The organism is Corallococcus terminator (genome assembly GCF_049194865.1).
GTDB classification, from domain to species: domain Bacteria; phylum Myxococcota; class Myxococcia; order Myxococcales; family Myxococcaceae; genus Myxococcus; species Myxococcus terminator_A.
On the sequence record NZ_JBLZWL010000016.1, the window covers coordinates 23,303 to 38,785 of the forward strand.

Here is a 15,483-nt window from a genome sequence, read left to right on the forward strand (position 1 = left end):
GGAGACCTCCGGACCTCACTCGACTCCGCCACCCCGCAAGGCCTCCACGGTGCGGCGCGTCAGCCCTGAGCAACACGCGTACCAGCCCATGACGCGGTCGTTCATCCCTGGAATTTCTCCAGGAATCGCGAGCGCTTACTCGGAGAATTTAGTTTGAGGTCAATGAAACTGCGGGCTTGCGCGCTCGCCGTGGAAAGCGGCGTGGGCAAGGCCGTGGAAGCGCTGGGGAATAGAAGGACAGCCGGCGCGTGACTCTGTCCGATTCCTCCCCAGGTGGACCATGACCCGGATCAGGCTCGGGCCAATCGTTCCTGCACCAAGGACAGCAGCTCCCGGCCCGCGAAGGGCTTTTCGAGGTGGGGGCTGGTGACGGTTTCGAGGAAGGCGCGGGCCTGGGGTGTCACCGCACCGCCGGTGAGGAAGACGACGCGGCGGGCCTGGTCCGGGTAGCGCTTCATCAGCGTGGAGTAGAAGTCCATGCCGCTCATGCCCGGCATCATCAAGTCGCAGAAGACGACGTCGTAGTGCTCGCCGGCTTCGATTCGCTCCAGGGCGTCCTGCGCGCGCGTGGCGAGCGTGACGTCGTGGTGGGGGCGCAGGGTGCGGCCCAGGGCGGTGCAGACCAGGGGCTCGTCGTCCACCACGAGCAGGCGGCCCCGCTTCTCGGCGGCGGCGGCGGGCGTCTCGAGCGGCCGGGGAAGCAGCGGGACTTCGCGCGGGCGCTCGGCGGCGGGCAGCAGCACCTGGAAGGTGGAGCCTCGGTTGGGGGCGCTGCGGACGCGAATCTCGCCGCCGAGCGCCGTCACCAGGTTGTGGCAGATGGACAGGCCCAGGCCCGTGCCCACGCCGGGGGCCTTGGTGGTGAAGAAGGGGTCGAACAGGCGGGGCAGGTGCTCGGTGGCGATGCCCACGCCCGTGTCGGAGACCTCCACCAGCACGCGGCCGCCGTCGCCCATGCGCGCGCAGACGCGAATCTCATGTCGGTCCGGCGAGCCCTCGGGGATGGCCTGCGCGGCGTTGACCAGGAGATTCAGGAACACCTGTCCCAGCCGCGACTCGTTGGCGCGCACGGGCGTGACTTCCTCGAAGAACTTCACCAGCCGGGCGCGGTGGCGGATTTCGGTGGTGGCCAGGTTCAGCGTGGAGTCGAGCACCTGGCGCACGTCGACGACGGCGTCCTCGAGTGAGTCCACCCGGCTGAAGGTCTTCAAGTCGCGGACGATGGTGCGCACGCGCTCCGCCCCCTGCTGGGCTTCTGCGAGCGCGGACTGCGCATCCGAGAGGGACTCCGCCAGCGCGGGGTCCACGCCGGGCGCGGGCAGGTTGGACAGCTCCTCGCGGGCGAAGGCGAGGTTGGCGGTGAGGTAGGCCAGGGGGTTGTTGATTTCGTGCGCCACGCCCGCGGCGAGCGTGCCCACGGAGGCCATGCGCTCGGCGAGCATCAGCCGCGCCTGCATCTGGTGGCGCTCCGTCAAATCGTGCGCGACGGAGACGATGGAGTCCTCGCCGTCGAAGTGCAGCGGGAAGGTGGTGGACTCGACGTGGAGGATGCCGCCGTCGCGGCGCACCATGCGCCTCTCTTGAAGGGCGTTGCGGCCGGTGCGCAGGGCCTCGTGCATGCGCGCGTCCGCCGAGGCCAGGTCCTCCGGAGGAATCATGTCGGAGATGTGCTTGCCGATGAGCTCGCGCACGTCCGAGTAGCCCAGCGCGCGGGCGACCTTGAGGTTGGCGTAGCGCACGCGCGCGTCGCGGTCGAAGACGGCCACCAGGTCCGGCAGGCTCTGGATGAGGGTGCGGAAGCTCACCTCGGAGCGGCGGACCTCCTCCTCCGCCTGCTTCAGCGGGGTGATGTCCGGGAAGAAGGAGATGACGTGCGGCTCGCCCGCGTAGGGCACAATCCCCATGAACAAGAGCGTGTGACGCAGCTCGCCGGTGCTGGTGTGGTACTGCGCGTCCACGCCCCGCACCGAGCCATGCTGGCGCAGCCGCTCCATCACCTGCGAGCGGTCGAACGGTCGCTCCCACAGCCGCAGCTCGACCGTCGTCTTTCCCAGCATCTCGTCGCGCGAGTAGCCGAACGCCCGGAAGTAGGCGTCATTGGCCGCGACGACGCGGCCCTCTCCCAGCGTGGTGATGGACGTGGGCACGGGGCTGACGGCGAGCATGGTGTCCCGCAGCTCGTCGCCGAAGGGCACGCCCGTGCGGGACTCGCGGCGGACATAGCGGCGCTCGGCCATGTCCAGCCGCAGCCGCAGCTCCTCCTGCTCCATGGGCCAGGCCAGGACCTCGTCCGCGCCGTCCTCCAACGCGGGCTCCAGCAGGTGCAGCGCGCCGCGTCGTCCCACCAGCAACACCACCGCGGAGGGGCCGCCCGGCAGGCTGCGCAGGGCCCGCACGAGGGGCATGCGCGAGCCCGGCTCGCGCGCGTCCAACACCACCAGGGGACAGGGTTCGGCGCGCCAGGCCGCCGGTACATCCACGTCGCGCGCGACGTGGACCACCGTGTTCCCCCTGGCTTCCAGCAGGGTTTCCAGTGGCGACAGGTCCGCCCCTCCCTGAGCGACTATCAGGACCCGCATGGGACTCCTTGCATGCAAACGACCATCGTTGCACGAGCCCTCGTGTTGTAAAAGTGTGCTGAGGCGCTAGTTTCCCAGGGCAAGCAAAGCCGCGTGGACAGCGGGCTGTTAGAGTGGTTGCGGGCCGGTGCGGACCGGCGGATTCGGAGGGGGGAACGCCATGGAGTGGCGGGGCTCGAAGGACGCGGTGGTGGCGGCTCGCAAGGCGCCCTACGTGCCAGTGCAGGTGCCTCGGCGCAATTTCGAGGGGCTGTTCGACCATGCGCTGAAGCCCTCCGGCGCGTTCGCCCAGTCGCTGCGAGACATCGGCTACGACACGGACTCGTCCCAGGAGTACTACCCCCTCAACGTGTGGCGCGCGGCGCTGGGTGTGGCGCGGCGCTTCGCGTGCGCGGGACAACCCGCTGAGGAGGCCAACCGGGCGCTGGGCCACCACTACGTGGAGGGGTTCGCGCAGACGTTGGTGGGGCGCATCTTCGCCACCGCGGCGCCACTGTTGGGTACCGAGCGTTGTCTGACGCGGCTGCCCACGTACCTGAAGGCGGGGCGCGAGGACATGAAGATGGTCCTGGAGCCGGTGCAGGAGCGCGAGTGGTGCGTGCGGGTGGTGGACGGAGACCCGTTGCCGGACTTCGTAGCGGGCGTGGTGGAAGGCGTGCTGCGGCGCACCCGGGTGCAGCCTCGGGTAGAGGTGCTGGACAGGCAGCCCGCCGGCTACGCGCTGCGCGTGTGCTGGGACGAGGCGTGAGACGGCGCGTCAGTTGATGTAGCGCTTGGGCAGCGCGGCCGAGGGCCGGGCGATGCGTGAGGCCTCCGGACGGATTTGCAGCCAGCGGCCGATGACGTCCAGGAGTCCGTCGAAGGTGTCGCGCAGGGCCCAGGCCCGGTCGTCGGAGTCCGGCAACTCCACGCAGCGGGTGAGGCCGTCGCGCAGCGCGCGCTGGGCGCCGGGGAAGAGCTTGCACGTGTCGATGAGGCGCTCGGCGGTGCGGGCGTAGAGGCGGTAGCAGCCGTCCACGTCGCCCCGGTTGTACGCGGGAGCGCCCGCGTTGATGGCGTGGCCGAGCGTGGTGGCGATGGACTCCAGCACGTCCGTCGTCGCGCCCTCCAGCAGGCTCAGCGAATGCTGCGGCACCTGACGCACGCGGCCCGCCCTGCGGCGCGGGGCCTCCAGCGCGGACAGTGGCGAGGCGGCCGAACCGCGCAGCAGCGGCGCGATGTAGCGCGTGGGGATGACGAGTCCCAGCGAGCGGCCGTTGGCCAGCGCCGCCGTGGCCACGCCGACCACCGCGCCGCTCATGTCCAGCACCGGTCCACCGGAGGACTCTTCCGGAAGCGTGCGCGTCAATTCCAACAGGGTGAGCCAGTCGCCGAGCACCTGGACCGCCCGCACCTGCTGGGAGCGGACCTCTGGTGCGGGGCCGGCGCCGGGTCGCAAGACGTAGACGGTGTCTCCCTCGGCGGGCAGGGGTGCGGGCGTGAGCCCCAGAGGTGGGGCCAGGTCCTTCACCGGCAACCGGAGGATGGCCAGGTCACGGCGGTCATCCATGGCGGCCACCTGGGCCACCTCCGCGCGGGTTCCATCCGCCATCACCGCGTGGATGAGACGGGCGCCGGCGACCGCATGCAGGCTGGTGACGAGGTGTCCTTGTCCGGTGGCCACGAAGGCGGAGGCCGTGTGGCCATCGACTTCCAGGAGCACCAGCGAGGGCGAGGCATGGACCAGCGCGTCACGGGGGGGAGACCTGTCGATTCCCTCAGCCATGGAGAGCTCCTGCATCGCGGGGCATATGGGCACCTGGGCCGGGCGCCGCCCCCGCGCGCTCATTGTACCCCAGTTGTAGCAAGCCGCTCGCCCTTCACCCAACCAGGGGGTGCCCTCCACGTTCCGCTGGTTCACTTGTCTGTGGCGTTGAAGTGTCAGGTCGTTAAACCTCCGACCCGAAATGCACAAGACCCACCTCGTAGGCGCCCGTACGCACAACCTGAAAGACCTCTCCGTGGACCTGGCGGAAGGGGAGCTGGTCTGCATCACCGGAGTGTCGGGGGCGGGCAAGTCCAGCCTGGCGCTCGACACGCTGTATGCGGAGGGGCAGCGACGCTTCGTGGAGAGCTTCAGCCCGTATGCCCGGCAGTTCCTCGAGCGGCTGGAGCGGCCGCCCATGGACGCGCTGGAGCCGGTGGCCGCGGGCGTGGCGGTGGACCGGCGCGCGCCGGTGAAGAGCTCGCGCTCCACGGTGGCGACGCTGGCGGACGTGGAGCCGTACCTGTCCGCGCTCTTCACGCGCGAGGCGATGCCGGTGTGTCCCACGTGTGGCGTGGAGGCGGTGCGCACGGATGCGCGCGTCGCGGCGGCGGCGCTCTTGCGCGAGTCGCCGGAGGCCCAGGCCCTCATCGCCTTTCCGCTGCGCATCGCGGACACGGCCTCGTTCCTGGACGTGCGCGCGCGGCTGCTGAAGGACGGCTACCACCGGCTGGTGGTGCAGGGCGAGGTGCGGGAGCTGGAGTCGCTCAAGCCGTCAGAGGCGACGGACGCCGCGGGCGTGGCGCGGGTGTTGGTGGACCGGGTGAAGCTGTCGTCATCGCAGTTGTCGCGCGTGACGCAGGCGATGGAGGAGGCGTGGGCGCGCTCGGAGGGCGAGGCGGTGGTGCTGGTGGTCGGCGCCGAGCCGAAGCGGGTGCGACGGGGGCTGGTGTGTCCCAAGTGCGCGCGTGAGTTCGAGGCCGCGCGACCGGGCCTGTTCAGCTACCAGTCGCCCGTGGGCGCGTGCGCGGCGTGCAAGGGCTTCGGCCGCACCATCGGCATCGACTGGGACAAGGTGATTCCCAACCCGGCGCTGAGTCTGTCGGAGGGAGCCATCCGCCCCTGGTCCGGCGCGTCGACGGAGTGGGAGCGGGGCATGCTCCAGCGCTGGTGTCGCGCCAAGGGCATTCCCATGGACGCGCCCTGGGGCTCGCTGACGCCCGCACAGCAAGAGTCGGTGCTGCAGGGCGCGGGGGACTACGACGAGGGCCGGGCGTACCCGGGCGTGCGCGCGTGGTTCCGGTGGATGGAGGGCCGCACGTACAAGATGCACGTGCGCGTGCTGCTGGCGCGCTACCGCGCGTATTCGCTGTGCGCGAGCTGTCATGGCGCGCGGCTCAACGAGCAGGCGCGTGCGTACCGCGTGGGCGGGCTGGACCTGCCGGGCTGGCACGGGCTGGAGCTGACGGAGGCGCTGTCCAGACTGGAGGCGCTGCGCACGACGACGGGGCAGGGGGAGCTGGCGCGGCGCGAGCTGTCCGGGCGCCTGAGCTATCTGCGGCGCGTGGGGCTGGGCTACCTGACGTTGGACCGGCAGGCGCGCACGCTGTCCGGAGGCGAGGCGCAGCGCGTGTCGCTGACGGCGGCGCTGGGGACGTCGCTCACCGGCTCGCTGTTCGTCCTGGACGAGCCCACCGTGGGCCTGCACCCCGGGGACGTGCCGCCCTTGACGGAGGCCATCGCGGAGCTGGCGGAGCGGGGCAACATCGCGCTCGTGATTGAACATGACCCGCTGGTCATCCGCTCCGCGCACCGCGTGCTGGAACTGGGCCCTGGCGCGGGTCGCGAGGGCGGACGGCTGTGCTTCGATGGTCCGCCGGAGGCGCTGGCGAAGCGCAAGGACCTGCCCACCGGACGGCTCCTCGCGGGCGGTGGCGAGTCGTCGAGGACGCCCCGGACGAAGACGGGCTCCATCGAGGTGCGGGGTGCGCGGGAGCACAACCTGAAGGCGCTGTCGGTGAGCGTGCCCTTGGGCGTGCTGTGCGCGGTGACGGGGCCGAGCGGCTCCGGCAAGAGCACGCTGGTGGACGAGGTCCTCTACCGGCACCTGGCGCGGCGGCTGGGCGTGAAGGACGTGGAGGCCCCGGGCGTGGTGGACGCGCTGGAGGGCGCCGAGGCGGTGAAGTCCATCACCTTCGTGGACCAGTCTCCCCTGGGGCGCACGTCGCGCGGCAACGCCGCCACGTACACCAAGGCGTGGGACCGGCTGCGCGAGCGCTTCGCCGCGGAGCCCGACGCGCAGGTGCGAGGACTGACGCCAGCGCACTTCTCCTTCAATGTGGACAAGGGGCGCTGCGAGGCGTGCTCGGGCGAGGGCTACGAGACGGTGGAGATGCAGTTCCTCGCGGACGTGGCCTTGCTGTGCGCGGTGTGCCGGGGCCGGCGCTTCAAGGAAGAGGTGCTCGCCGTCCGCCACCAGGGCTTCAGCGTGGCGCAGGTGCTGGAGATGACGGTGGCGGAGGTGCTCCAGCACTTCGGGAGTGACGCGGCCCTCCAGCGCGCGCTGGGGCCGGTGGCTCGGCTGGGCCTGGGCTATCTGCCCCTGGGGCAGCCCTTGTCCACGCTGTCGGGCGGCGAGGCGCAGCGACTGAAGCTGGCGCGCGCGCTGGCCTCCGAGTCGAAGGGCTCGCTGTTCCTCATCGACGAGCCGAGCGCGGGCCTCCACGCGGAGGACGTGCGTCATGTCATCGACGCGCTGCACGCGCTGGTGGACCGTGGCGCCAGCGTCATCGTCGTGGACCATGACGTGTCGGTGATGAAGGCCTCGGACTGGGTCATCGACCTGGGGCCGGTGGGTGGCAAGGATGGCGGCCGGCTGGTGGCCGAGGGCACGCCCGCGGACGTGGCGCGGGGCAAGGGCGCGACGGCGGAGGCGCTGCGAGGCGAGCGCAAGCCGCCAGTTCGCGTGGTGAAGCAGCGCAAGCCAGGCAAGGAGGCCGCGCCAGCCATCGAGGTGGAGCACGCGCGCGAGCACAACCTCCAGGACGTGTCGTGCAAGATTCCGCTCGGGAAGATGACCGTCGTCACCGGGCCGAGCGGCTCGGGCAAGAGCTCGCTGGCCTTCGACGTGGTGTTCGCGGAGGGGCAGCGGCGCTTCCTGGAGACGCTCAGCCCCTACGCGCGGCAGTTCCTTCCCACCATGCCCCGGCCGGACGTGGAGCGCGTCAGCTCCATTCCGCCCACGGTGGCGCTGGAGCAGCGCACCTCGCGCGCGGGTGGCACCAGCACGGTGGCCACCGTCACCGAGGTGGCCCACTACCTGCGCCTGCTGTTCGCCAAGCTGGGCGAGCCGCACTGCCCCAATGACGACACGCCCATCACCTCCGTCTCCCCGGAGCTGCTCTTCGCGCAGCTCACCGCGATGAAGGGGGACGGGACGGTGCTGGCGCCCGCGGTGCGCTCGCGCAAGGGCACGTACCTGGATGTCTTCACGGCCGCCGCGCGCGGGGGCATCACCCACGCCATCGTCGATGGGGAGGTCGCGTCCACGGATGACCCGCCGCGACTGGCGAAGACGCGCGAGCACGACATCGACCTCGTCATGTACGAGGGCAAGCTCTCGAAGCTGCCGCGCGAAGTGTTCGACAAGGCGCTGGGCTGGGGCCAGGGCGCGCTGAAGCTGCGCGCGTCGAAGGGGGAGACGCTGCTGTCCACCGAGCGCACCTGCCCGAAGTGCGGCACCGCCGTGCCGGAGCTGGACCCTCGCTGGTTCTCCTTCAACACGAAGCAGGGCCGCTGCGAGTCGTGCGAGGGCACGGGCGTGCAGGGTGGACCCACTGCGCAGGTCGAGGGCGAGACGGCGCCGTGCCGCGCGTGCGGTGGCAGCCGGTTGGACCCGGTGCCTCGCGGCGTGCGCCTGGAAGGGGCGCGCTACCACGAGGTGGTGAAGCAGTCCGTAGCCTCGGCGCTGGAGCGCGTGAAGGGCTGGAAGTTCAAGGGCGACCGCGCGCTGCTGGGCGAGCCGTCCCGTCAGGAGCTCCTGCGGCGCATGGAGTTCCTGGAGCGCGTGGGCCTGGGCTACCTGTCCCTGGACCGCAACGCGGGCACGCTGTCGGGCGGAGAGATGCAGCGCCTGCGGCTGTCGGCGCAGCTCGGCGCGGGTCTCACCGGGGCGATGTACGTGCTGGATGAGCCGACCATCGGCCTGCACCCGCGCGACACCCACCGCCTGCTCGACAACCTGCGCGCGCTGGTGAACACGGGCTCCACGGTGCTGGTGGTGGAGCACGACGCGGACACCATCCGCGCGGCGGACCACCTGCTCGACCTGGGGCCCACCGGTGGACGCGGGGGCGGACGCATCCTCGCGGAGGGGCCTCCGGACGTGGTGCTGCAGAGCGACTCCCCCACGGCGCTCGCGCTGCGCGAGGCACAGGTGCGGCCTCCGTCCGGACGTGGAGAGCCGAAGCACTGGCTGGAGCTGAAGGGCGCGCGCGCCAACAACCTGAAGCGCGTGGACCTGCGGCTGCCCGTGGGCCGGCTCAACGTCGTCAGCGGCGTGTCAGGCTCCGGCAAGAGCACGCTGATTCGGCAGGTGCTCTACCCGGCGCTGCGCGAGGCGCTGGAGCTGGTCTCCTCGAAGCCGGGGCCCTTCGAGTCGCTGAAGGGCGTGGAGCCCGTGAAGCGGGTGATGTCGGTGGACCAGTCGCCCATCGGCCGTACGCCGCGCTCGGTGCCCGCGACGTTCCTGGGCCTCTGGGACGAGCTGCGCCGGGCCTTCGCCGCGACGCCCGAGGCGAAGATTCGGGGCTTCTCCGCCGCGCGCTTCTCCTTCAACACCGCCAGCGGTGGCCGGTGCACCGCGTGCGACGGACAGGGCTCCATCTCCCACGAGATGTCCTTCCTCCCGGACGTGGTGACGCCGTGCGAGGCCTGTGGAGGCGCGCGCTTCGACGCGGCCACGCTGGAGATCCGCTACCATGGCCTGTCCGTCGGTGACGTGCTGCGGCTGTCCGCGGACGAGGCGAAGGACGTGTTCCGCTCCATCCCCAAGGTGGCCGCGCCGCTGCAATGCCTGTCGGACCTGGGCGTGGGCTACCTCCAGCTCGGACAGGGCTCCAACACCTTGTCCGGCGGCGAGGCGCAGCGACTGAAGCTGGCCTCCGAGCTGACGGCCTCCTCGCGGCACGAGCCCACGCTGTACGTGCTCGACGAGCCGACGACGGGCCTGCACCTGGGCGATGTGGAGAAGCTCATCACCTTCCTGGGCCGACTGGTGGACCGGGGCGACACGCTGGTGGTCATCGAGCACCACCCGTCGGTCATCGGCGCGGCGGACCATGTCGTGGAGCTGGGGCCGGAGGGTGGCGACGACGGTGGCCTCATCGTCGCGGAGGGCACGCCTCGCGAGGTGGCGAAGCTGAAGACGGCCACCGGGCGGGTGCTCAAGTCACTCTTCTCGGGCGAGGACCGTCACGCATCGCGTCGCGGTGCGGCGGGGGGGCGGTGAAGGTGGGGATGTCGACGACAGGACAGAAGGTCGTGAAACGGGGCCGGGGCTTCGGCATCCTTGGCGGCCACATGAGAACCCTCCATGTATTGACCGTCGCCACGGCGCTCCTCGTCACCCCGGCACTCGCCGGGGACACGGCGACGAAGCCCTCCACTCCCGCGAAGTCCCAGCCCCCGAGCGAGAAGAAGCCCATGTCCCTGCATGACCTGTCCGCGAACCGTCTCGATGGCAAGGCCGAGAAGCTCTCCGACTTCCAGGGCAAGGTCCTGGTGGTCGTGAACACCGCGTCGGAGTGTGGTTACACGCCGCAGTACGCGGGCCTGGAGAAGCTGTTCCAGGACTACAAGGACAAGGGCGTCGTCGTGCTGGGCTTCCCGTCCAACGACTTCGGTGGGCAGGAGCCGGGCAGCTCGGAGGAGATCAAGAAGTTCTGCGAGCTGCGCTTCAAGGTCACCTTCCCCATGTTCGAGAAGGTGAAGACGAAGGGCGACGGCCAGTCCCCCGTGTACACCTTCCTCGCGAAGAACCACGACGCGCCCAAGTGGAACTTCCACAAGTACGTCGTGGGCAAGGACGGCCAGGTGAAGGCGGGCTTCCCCAGCAAGGTGACGCCGGAGAGCGACGAGCTGCGCAAGGCCGTCGACGCCGCGCTCGCCCAGCCGTAGCCATCGCCTGACCTCTCGCCGGCCCGGAGCAAGCATCCGCCCGGGCCGGTGTCGTGTCGTCTGTCGGGGGTGGCATGCGGGCCGCGAGGGGCCCACCGTGGTGGTGGACGGAGCCCTTGAGGAGGGAGCCGCATGGCCATCGCGTCGACACCTGGATTGGGCTCGCGGGAAGAGGCGTGGCCCGCGCTTCCGTTGGCGGAGTGGAAGGACACCTATGCCACGTTGCACCGGTACACCCAGGTGCTCGGCAAGGTGCGGCTGGCGCTGACGCCCCCGGAGAACCACTGGTGGAACGTGTCGTTCCGCGTGACGGCCAGGGGCCTGACGACGACGCTCATCCCCTACGGCAATGGCGGCTTCGAGGTGGACTTCGACTTCCTCGCCAGCGAGCTGCGCTTCCTGACGAGTCGCGGCGACGTGCGCGTCATGGAGCTGACGGCTCGCCCGGTGGCGGAGTTCTACCGGGATGTCATGGCCACGCTGCGCTCGCTGGGCATCGAGGTGAGCATCTGGGAGCAGCCGGTGGAGATACCGGACGACACCACGCCGTTCAGCCAGGACCGGCACCACCACACCTATGTGGCCGAGCATGCGCGGCGCTGGTTTCGGGCCCTGCTCCAGGCGGACCTCGTCCTGAAGGAGTTCCGCGCGCGCTTCACGGGCAAGTGCAGCCCGGTGCAGTTCTTCTGGGGGAGCTTCGACCTGGCGGTGACGCGCTTCGCGGGTCGGCCCGCGCCGATGCGCGAAGGCGCGGACGCGGTGACGGCCGAGGCGTACTGCGAGGAGGTCTGCAGCGCGGGCTTCTGGCCCGGCACCGAGGCGCTGGGAGGCGCGGCCTTCTATTGCTACGCCGCGCCGGAGCCCACGGGCTTCTCCGCCTCGCGCGTGGAGCCGGCGGAGGGGGGATACGACGCGGGGCTCAAGGAGTTCCTGTTGCCCTACGAGTCGGTGCGCCGCGCGAGGGACCCCCAGGGGTATCTGCTCGAGTTCCTCCAGACGTCCTATGACGCGTGCGCCGACCACGGCAAATGGGACCGGGCTCGTCTGGAGCGACCGCTCATCATTCCTGAGAGCCTGAAGGCGGCGCGGGGTGTCGGTGGCGGCACGGCGGCGGAGCAGCCCTCCGCCGATACGCGCTCGTGAGCACCTGACTCAGTAGGGCGGCAGCAGGCGGCGGAAGCCGTGCGCCAGCACGATGGCCAGGACGCCCAGGTTGCGCGGGAGCAGCGCGGGCCAGAAGAGGGCGAGCGGGCCTGTTCGCTCGACAGGGGGCTCGCCGGTGGGGAACTGCTGCGCCAGGCGCTCCGCGAGCGCGCGCATCCACCGCGTGGAGCGAGGCCACTCGGCGACTCCGTCCAACCACGCCGGAGGAATGGCGCCCGCGCCGACGGTGGCTCCGAGCATTCCTCCCGCGATGGCGCCCACCGTGTCCGTGTCTCCGCCGAGCAGGATGACCTCCTCCACCGCGCGAGGCAGGTCGTCCGGATGGCGCAGCCACGCATAGAGCGCCACGGGCACCGTGTGCATGACGTAGCCCGTGACTCCACGCTCCAACCCGAGTGACCAGGCGAGCTCCGCGAGGGACGCACCTCGCGCCAGGTGCGCGCTCAGCGTGTCGAGCACCGCCTGAAACTCGGTCGTGGTGGTGGCCTCGCGCAGCATGCGCAGTGTGGCCTCCGAGTCCTTCACGCCTTCGGGCCCGTGCAGCGCTCCGTACGCGGCGGCCCGCGCGACGAGCCGCGCTCCATCCTCGGCCCGAGGGTCTCGATGTGTCAGTCGCGTGGAGGCCCGCACGAAGGCATCGAGTCGCTCGGGCCGCGTGGCGAGGCATGCACCCAGGAGCGGGGCGCGCATCGCCGGGCCGTTGCCCGCGGAGACGACGCCACTGTGCTCGGGCGGGAAGCCGCACCACAGCTTCGCGATGGCGCGCACCGTCGCCCAGCCGATGCCCGCCGGCAGCGCGAGGAACCACCCCCGCAGTCGCCACCCCAGGTCGCGAGCGAAGCGCGCCGGGTCCTCGGGCTGCGCGAGGAGCGCCTGGCCCGTCATGCACGCGTGCTCCGTGTCATCACTCGCGAAGCCCCGGCCCAGCACGAGCCTGTGTCGCAGCGGTGCGCCGCCGAACATGCGGTGTGCGCGCTTCGGGCTGAGCCCCTCCCGAGGGAGCCCCAGCGCATCTCCCACGAGGGTTCCCAGCAACGCACCGGTGATGAGGTCCTGACGTGAGCGCGAGTCCATGGCTGGGACGGATGCAATCACAGAGCCCGCCCTGTACCGAGGGTGATTCCAGCCTCGGTGCGGAGTTCGTGTGTCAGATTGGCACGGCCCGTCGGAAGGCGGGTGTCAGGATGTCGGACCCGTGAGCGGGAGGCGCAGCCCCACGGCACTCTCGGCCGAGGCGCTGTCGCCACGCTGGCCGGGCTCGTCGAGAGGCGTCGTCAGGCTGTCGACGAGCCCTGCGTTGGCCTCGCTACCGCAGCGCTCCGCTCAGCCCAGGCGGCGACGCCACGCACGCGTGAGCAGGAAGGCGACCGCGATGGCGCCCACCACGCCGAGCAACATCAGCCCGAGCAGCCACAGGAAGACGCGGTCCACCAGCATGGCCGCGCGCTGGAAGGTGTGGTCCACCAGTCCGTAGCCGATGCGCTCGCCCTGCTGGAGCGTCTCCACGCGCTCGGTATGGAGCGCCGAGAGGATGGCTTGCCGCTCTCCGCGCACGTCCACCATGAGCGCCTGTCGTTCCGCTTCGATGAAGCGCTGGAGCGCCTCCCTGCCCGCGTCGAGCGCGCTCAGCACGGCGGTCCGCTCCCGGGCCACCAGCGCGGGAGTTCCCGCCGCCAGCCCTCCCAGCTGGTCCAGCGTGTCCACCACGCGCTCCAAATCCCTCATCGCCTCCCGCGCGGGGAGCATCCTTAGGGCCTCCTGCGCCATCGACTCCACCTGCCACCGCGCCTGTCGGGGCAGGGAAGCGGCGTAGAGGTCCACGCGCGCGGTGAGGTCCCTCACGTCCTCCACCAGCACTCCCGCGGTCCCCAGCGCGCCGAGCCCGGACTGCGACGTCACATCCGCGAGCAGCCCCACGGTGGACACCCGCGCGACGAGCGAGCCCACGAGCGGGTTCTTCGCGGCCCACTCATGCACGAGCCGATGCGCGGGAGACGTATCCTCTCGGCCGGACACGTCCTTCCACAGCGCCTCCACCTCGGCCTCCTGTTCGCGCAACATGCGCTCTGCCTTGGCCGTCACTTCCGGCGTCGCACCGGCGCTCACGGCCCACTCCGGCAGGGCGAGCTCGAGCTGCGCGAGCAGGGCCCACGCATCCACCAGCGCCGCCACGGGGTCCGGCTGGAGCAGCGCGGCCTGCATGGCCGGCACCGAGTTGATCTTGAACGTGGTCATCGCCTGGCGCACGGACTCGGAGCCCGAGCGCGCCGCGATTTCATCCGCGGAGACCTCCAGCAGCCCGGAGAAGCGCCGCGCCATGTCCCGCACCCGGGTGCGCAGGGCCGCCACCGACAAGTCGGAGCGACCCACGCGCCGCACCAGCTCCGAGCGCGGCGCCGCGACGGAGCAACCATCAAGGCAGGCGAGCAGCAAGAAGCAGCCAGCGATTCGGCGGAGGCGAGACATGGAGCCCGCGCAAGCTGCACACGCCCGCTCGCTCCGCCGACCCTGCTCGGAGGACAAGCCCGTGTCCGACGCTTGACGCTCCCATGCGTCGGTGGCGCCGGACACGGACTCCGCACGTCACTTCTTGCCCGGCTTCGGCGGGAAGCGCTCCAGCATCTCCGTCACGGCCTTGTTGATGTTCGACTGCTGCTTCTCCGCCTTGGCGTTGTCGTCGATCTCCGACTGCGCCTGCCCGCGCCAGACGAGCTTCTTTGACCTGGCGTCGACGATGTCGAGCAGGAGGGTGCCCTGCTCGTACTCCCGCACGTACGTCTCGGGCGCGGACATGACGACGGGCCCACCGCCGTAGAACGGGTCCCACATCGGGTCGTACGGATAGCCGTAGTAGGAGTTGACGGTGTCCGCCTCAATCTTGTTGTCGATGGCCCCATGCCAGCCGATGAGGAAGTCGGGGTTCGCCCCCGCATCCACCTTCTGGTAGCCGTGCGACTGCAGGTAGTCGTCCGCCGCGCGCTGCACCTCACCGCCGACGATGGGGTTGTAGATGCGCTTGTCGGTCCCCTCCGGCTGCGGGAGCCACGCATAGGTCTTGTAGCCGTCGAGCTGCTGGACGGCGCTGGGGTCGTAGTTGCTGCTCACGTCGATGCTCGCGCAGGCCGTGAGGGCCAGGCCCAGCAGCAGCGGAGCGAGTCGGGGCAGTAGACGCATGGAAGCCTCCTCGGTGGCGGCGCGATACGCGCCGTCGGCTCCCTGACGGTAGGCATGGGGCCCATGTCGCCCCTGGAGACGGATGCCTGTCCGTCCCCGACTCCAGTCTCATTCCCCGGGGTGGGGCGTCAGTCGTCGCCCCTCGCGTCCCCGGGCGAATCGTTCTTCCAGAAGCTCTTGGACTTGAGGCCACCGCGCGCGAGGGCGAGCGCCAGCTTCGCCCGCTTCTCTGGAGGGAGCTCCTTGGCCAGCGCCTGATACATCTCCCGGTCCAGCGCGGCGATGCGCTCGCGCGCCTCGAACGCACGCTGCGCGGCGGTGTCCACTTGCGTCAGCGCCGCGCTGTCGCCCTTCGCCGCCTGATGCAGCGTGCGAGCCGCGTCGCGCACCTGCTCCCGCAAGGGCCGCCGCTTCTCGTCGAAGCCGCGCAGCGTCTCCTCCATCTTCAGCGCCTGCGCGTTGTCCAGCTCCAGCGCGTCCGACAGCGTCAGCACCTGCCGCAGCCGCAGCCGCTTCTCCAGGCGCTCCATCCGCTCGGCGTCGCGAGGCCGCGACTCCCCGCGCTCCTTGTCGCCGGGCCGGGCCATCGCCAGGAAGGGCACGAGCACCACCGTCAACGCCACCCAGGACTTGCGAGTCATCGTC

10 protein-coding genes are annotated in these 15,483 nt (G+C 70.9%); 4 read left to right on the forward strand and 6 right to left on the reverse strand.

The genetic code is table 11. The features are described from left to right. Positions 1 to 290: 290 nt before the first annotated feature. Entirely contained in the window at positions 291 to 2,579 is a 2,289-nt protein-coding gene (locus ACN469_RS07795) for a PAS domain S-box protein (RefSeq protein WP_498765706.1), read from the reverse strand. Positions 2,580 to 2,739: 160 nt separating this feature from the next. On the opposite strand from ACN469_RS07795, the gene ACN469_RS07800 reads away from it, so the two are divergent. Further along, positions 2,740 to 3,327 carry a DUF2378 family protein gene (locus ACN469_RS07800; RefSeq protein WP_498765708.1) on the forward strand — a complete coding sequence of 196 codons (588 nt, stop codon included), beginning with the start codon at positions 2,740 to 2,742 and terminating at the stop codon, positions 3,325 to 3,327. 9 nt (positions 3,328 to 3,336) lie between these two features. Here the strand turns inward: ACN469_RS07800 and ACN469_RS07805 are convergent, their stop codons facing one another. After that, complete coding sequence (locus ACN469_RS07805) at positions 3,337 to 4,344, reverse strand: S1 family peptidase (protein WP_498765710.1); 1,008 nt, start codon at positions 4,342 to 4,344, stop codon at positions 3,337 to 3,339. A gap of 181 nt (positions 4,345 to 4,525) precedes the next feature. Between ACN469_RS07805 and uvrA the strand changes: the two genes are divergently transcribed. From uvrA to ACN469_RS07820, 3 genes are all read left to right on the forward strand, one after another. Then, a complete protein-coding gene (gene uvrA, locus ACN469_RS07810) occupies positions 4,526 to 9,832 on the forward strand; it encodes an excinuclease ABC subunit UvrA (protein ID WP_498765712.1) in 5,307 nt (1,768 codons plus the stop codon). A gap of 71 nt (positions 9,833 to 9,903) precedes the next feature. Continuing rightward, positions 9,904 to 10,500, forward strand: a complete 597-nt coding sequence (locus ACN469_RS07815) for a glutathione peroxidase (RefSeq protein WP_498765714.1) — start codon at positions 9,904 to 9,906, stop codon at positions 10,498 to 10,500. Positions 10,501 to 10,632: 132 nt separating this feature from the next. Then, positions 10,633 to 11,643, forward strand: coding sequence for a DUF5996 family protein (locus ACN469_RS07820; RefSeq protein WP_498765716.1), 1,011 nt, complete (start codon positions 10,633 to 10,635; stop codon positions 11,641 to 11,643). Positions 11,644 to 11,652: 9 nt separating this feature from the next. Here the strand turns inward: ACN469_RS07820 and ACN469_RS07825 are convergent, their stop codons facing one another. From ACN469_RS07825 to ACN469_RS07840, 4 genes are all read right to left on the reverse strand, one after another. Then, positions 11,653 to 12,738 (reverse strand): ADP-ribosylglycohydrolase family protein, encoded by a 1,086-nt coding sequence (locus ACN469_RS07825; RefSeq protein ID WP_498765718.1) that lies wholly within the window; start codon positions 12,736 to 12,738, stop codon positions 11,653 to 11,655. 249 nt (positions 12,739 to 12,987) lie between these two features. After that, positions 12,988 to 14,130 carry a chemotaxis protein gene (locus ACN469_RS07830; RefSeq protein WP_498765720.1) on the reverse strand — a complete coding sequence of 381 codons (1,143 nt, stop codon included), beginning with the start codon at positions 14,128 to 14,130 and terminating at the stop codon, positions 12,988 to 12,990. A 117-nt stretch (positions 14,131 to 14,247) separates the two neighbouring features. Then, entirely contained in the window at positions 14,248 to 14,838 is a 591-nt protein-coding gene (locus tag ACN469_RS07835; RefSeq protein WP_498765722.1) for a DUF4136 domain-containing protein, read from the reverse strand. 128 nt (positions 14,839 to 14,966) lie between these two features. Next, positions 14,967 to 15,479: a hypothetical protein gene (locus tag ACN469_RS07840; RefSeq protein WP_498766024.1), complete on the reverse strand. Its 513-nt coding sequence runs from the start codon at positions 15,477 to 15,479 to the stop codon at positions 14,967 to 14,969. Positions 15,480 to 15,483: the final 4 nt, after the last annotated feature.

Bases quoted from the DNA above. Each gene is read 5' to 3' on its own strand.
- ACN469_RS07795 (WP_498765706.1), bottom strand. From the start codon at position 2,579: ATGCGGGTCCTGATAGTCGCTCAGGGAGGGGCGGACCTGTCGCCACTG.
- ACN469_RS07800 (WP_498765708.1), top strand. From the start codon at position 2,740: ATGGAGTGGCGGGGCTCGAAGGACGCGGTGGTGGCGGCTCGCAAGGCG.
- ACN469_RS07805 (WP_498765710.1), bottom strand. From the start codon at position 4,344: ATGGCTGAGGGAATCGACAGGTCTCCCCCCCGTGACGCGCTGGTCCAT.
- uvrA (WP_498765712.1), top strand. From the start codon at position 4,526: ATGCACAAGACCCACCTCGTAGGCGCCCGTACGCACAACCTGAAAGAC.
- ACN469_RS07815 (WP_498765714.1), top strand. From the start codon at position 9,904: ATGAGAACCCTCCATGTATTGACCGTCGCCACGGCGCTCCTCGTCACC.
- ACN469_RS07820 (WP_498765716.1), top strand. From the start codon at position 10,633: ATGGCCATCGCGTCGACACCTGGATTGGGCTCGCGGGAAGAGGCGTGG.
- ACN469_RS07825 (WP_498765718.1), bottom strand. From the start codon at position 12,738: ATGGACTCGCGCTCACGTCAGGACCTCATCACCGGTGCGTTGCTGGGA.
- ACN469_RS07830 (WP_498765720.1), bottom strand. From the start codon at position 14,130: ATGTCTCGCCTCCGCCGAATCGCTGGCTGCTTCTTGCTGCTCGCCTGC.
- ACN469_RS07835 (WP_498765722.1), bottom strand. From the start codon at position 14,838: ATGCGTCTACTGCCCCGACTCGCTCCGCTGCTGCTGGGCCTGGCCCTC.
- ACN469_RS07840 (WP_498766024.1), bottom strand. From the start codon at position 15,479: ATGACTCGCAAGTCCTGGGTGGCGTTGACGGTGGTGCTCGTGCCCTTC.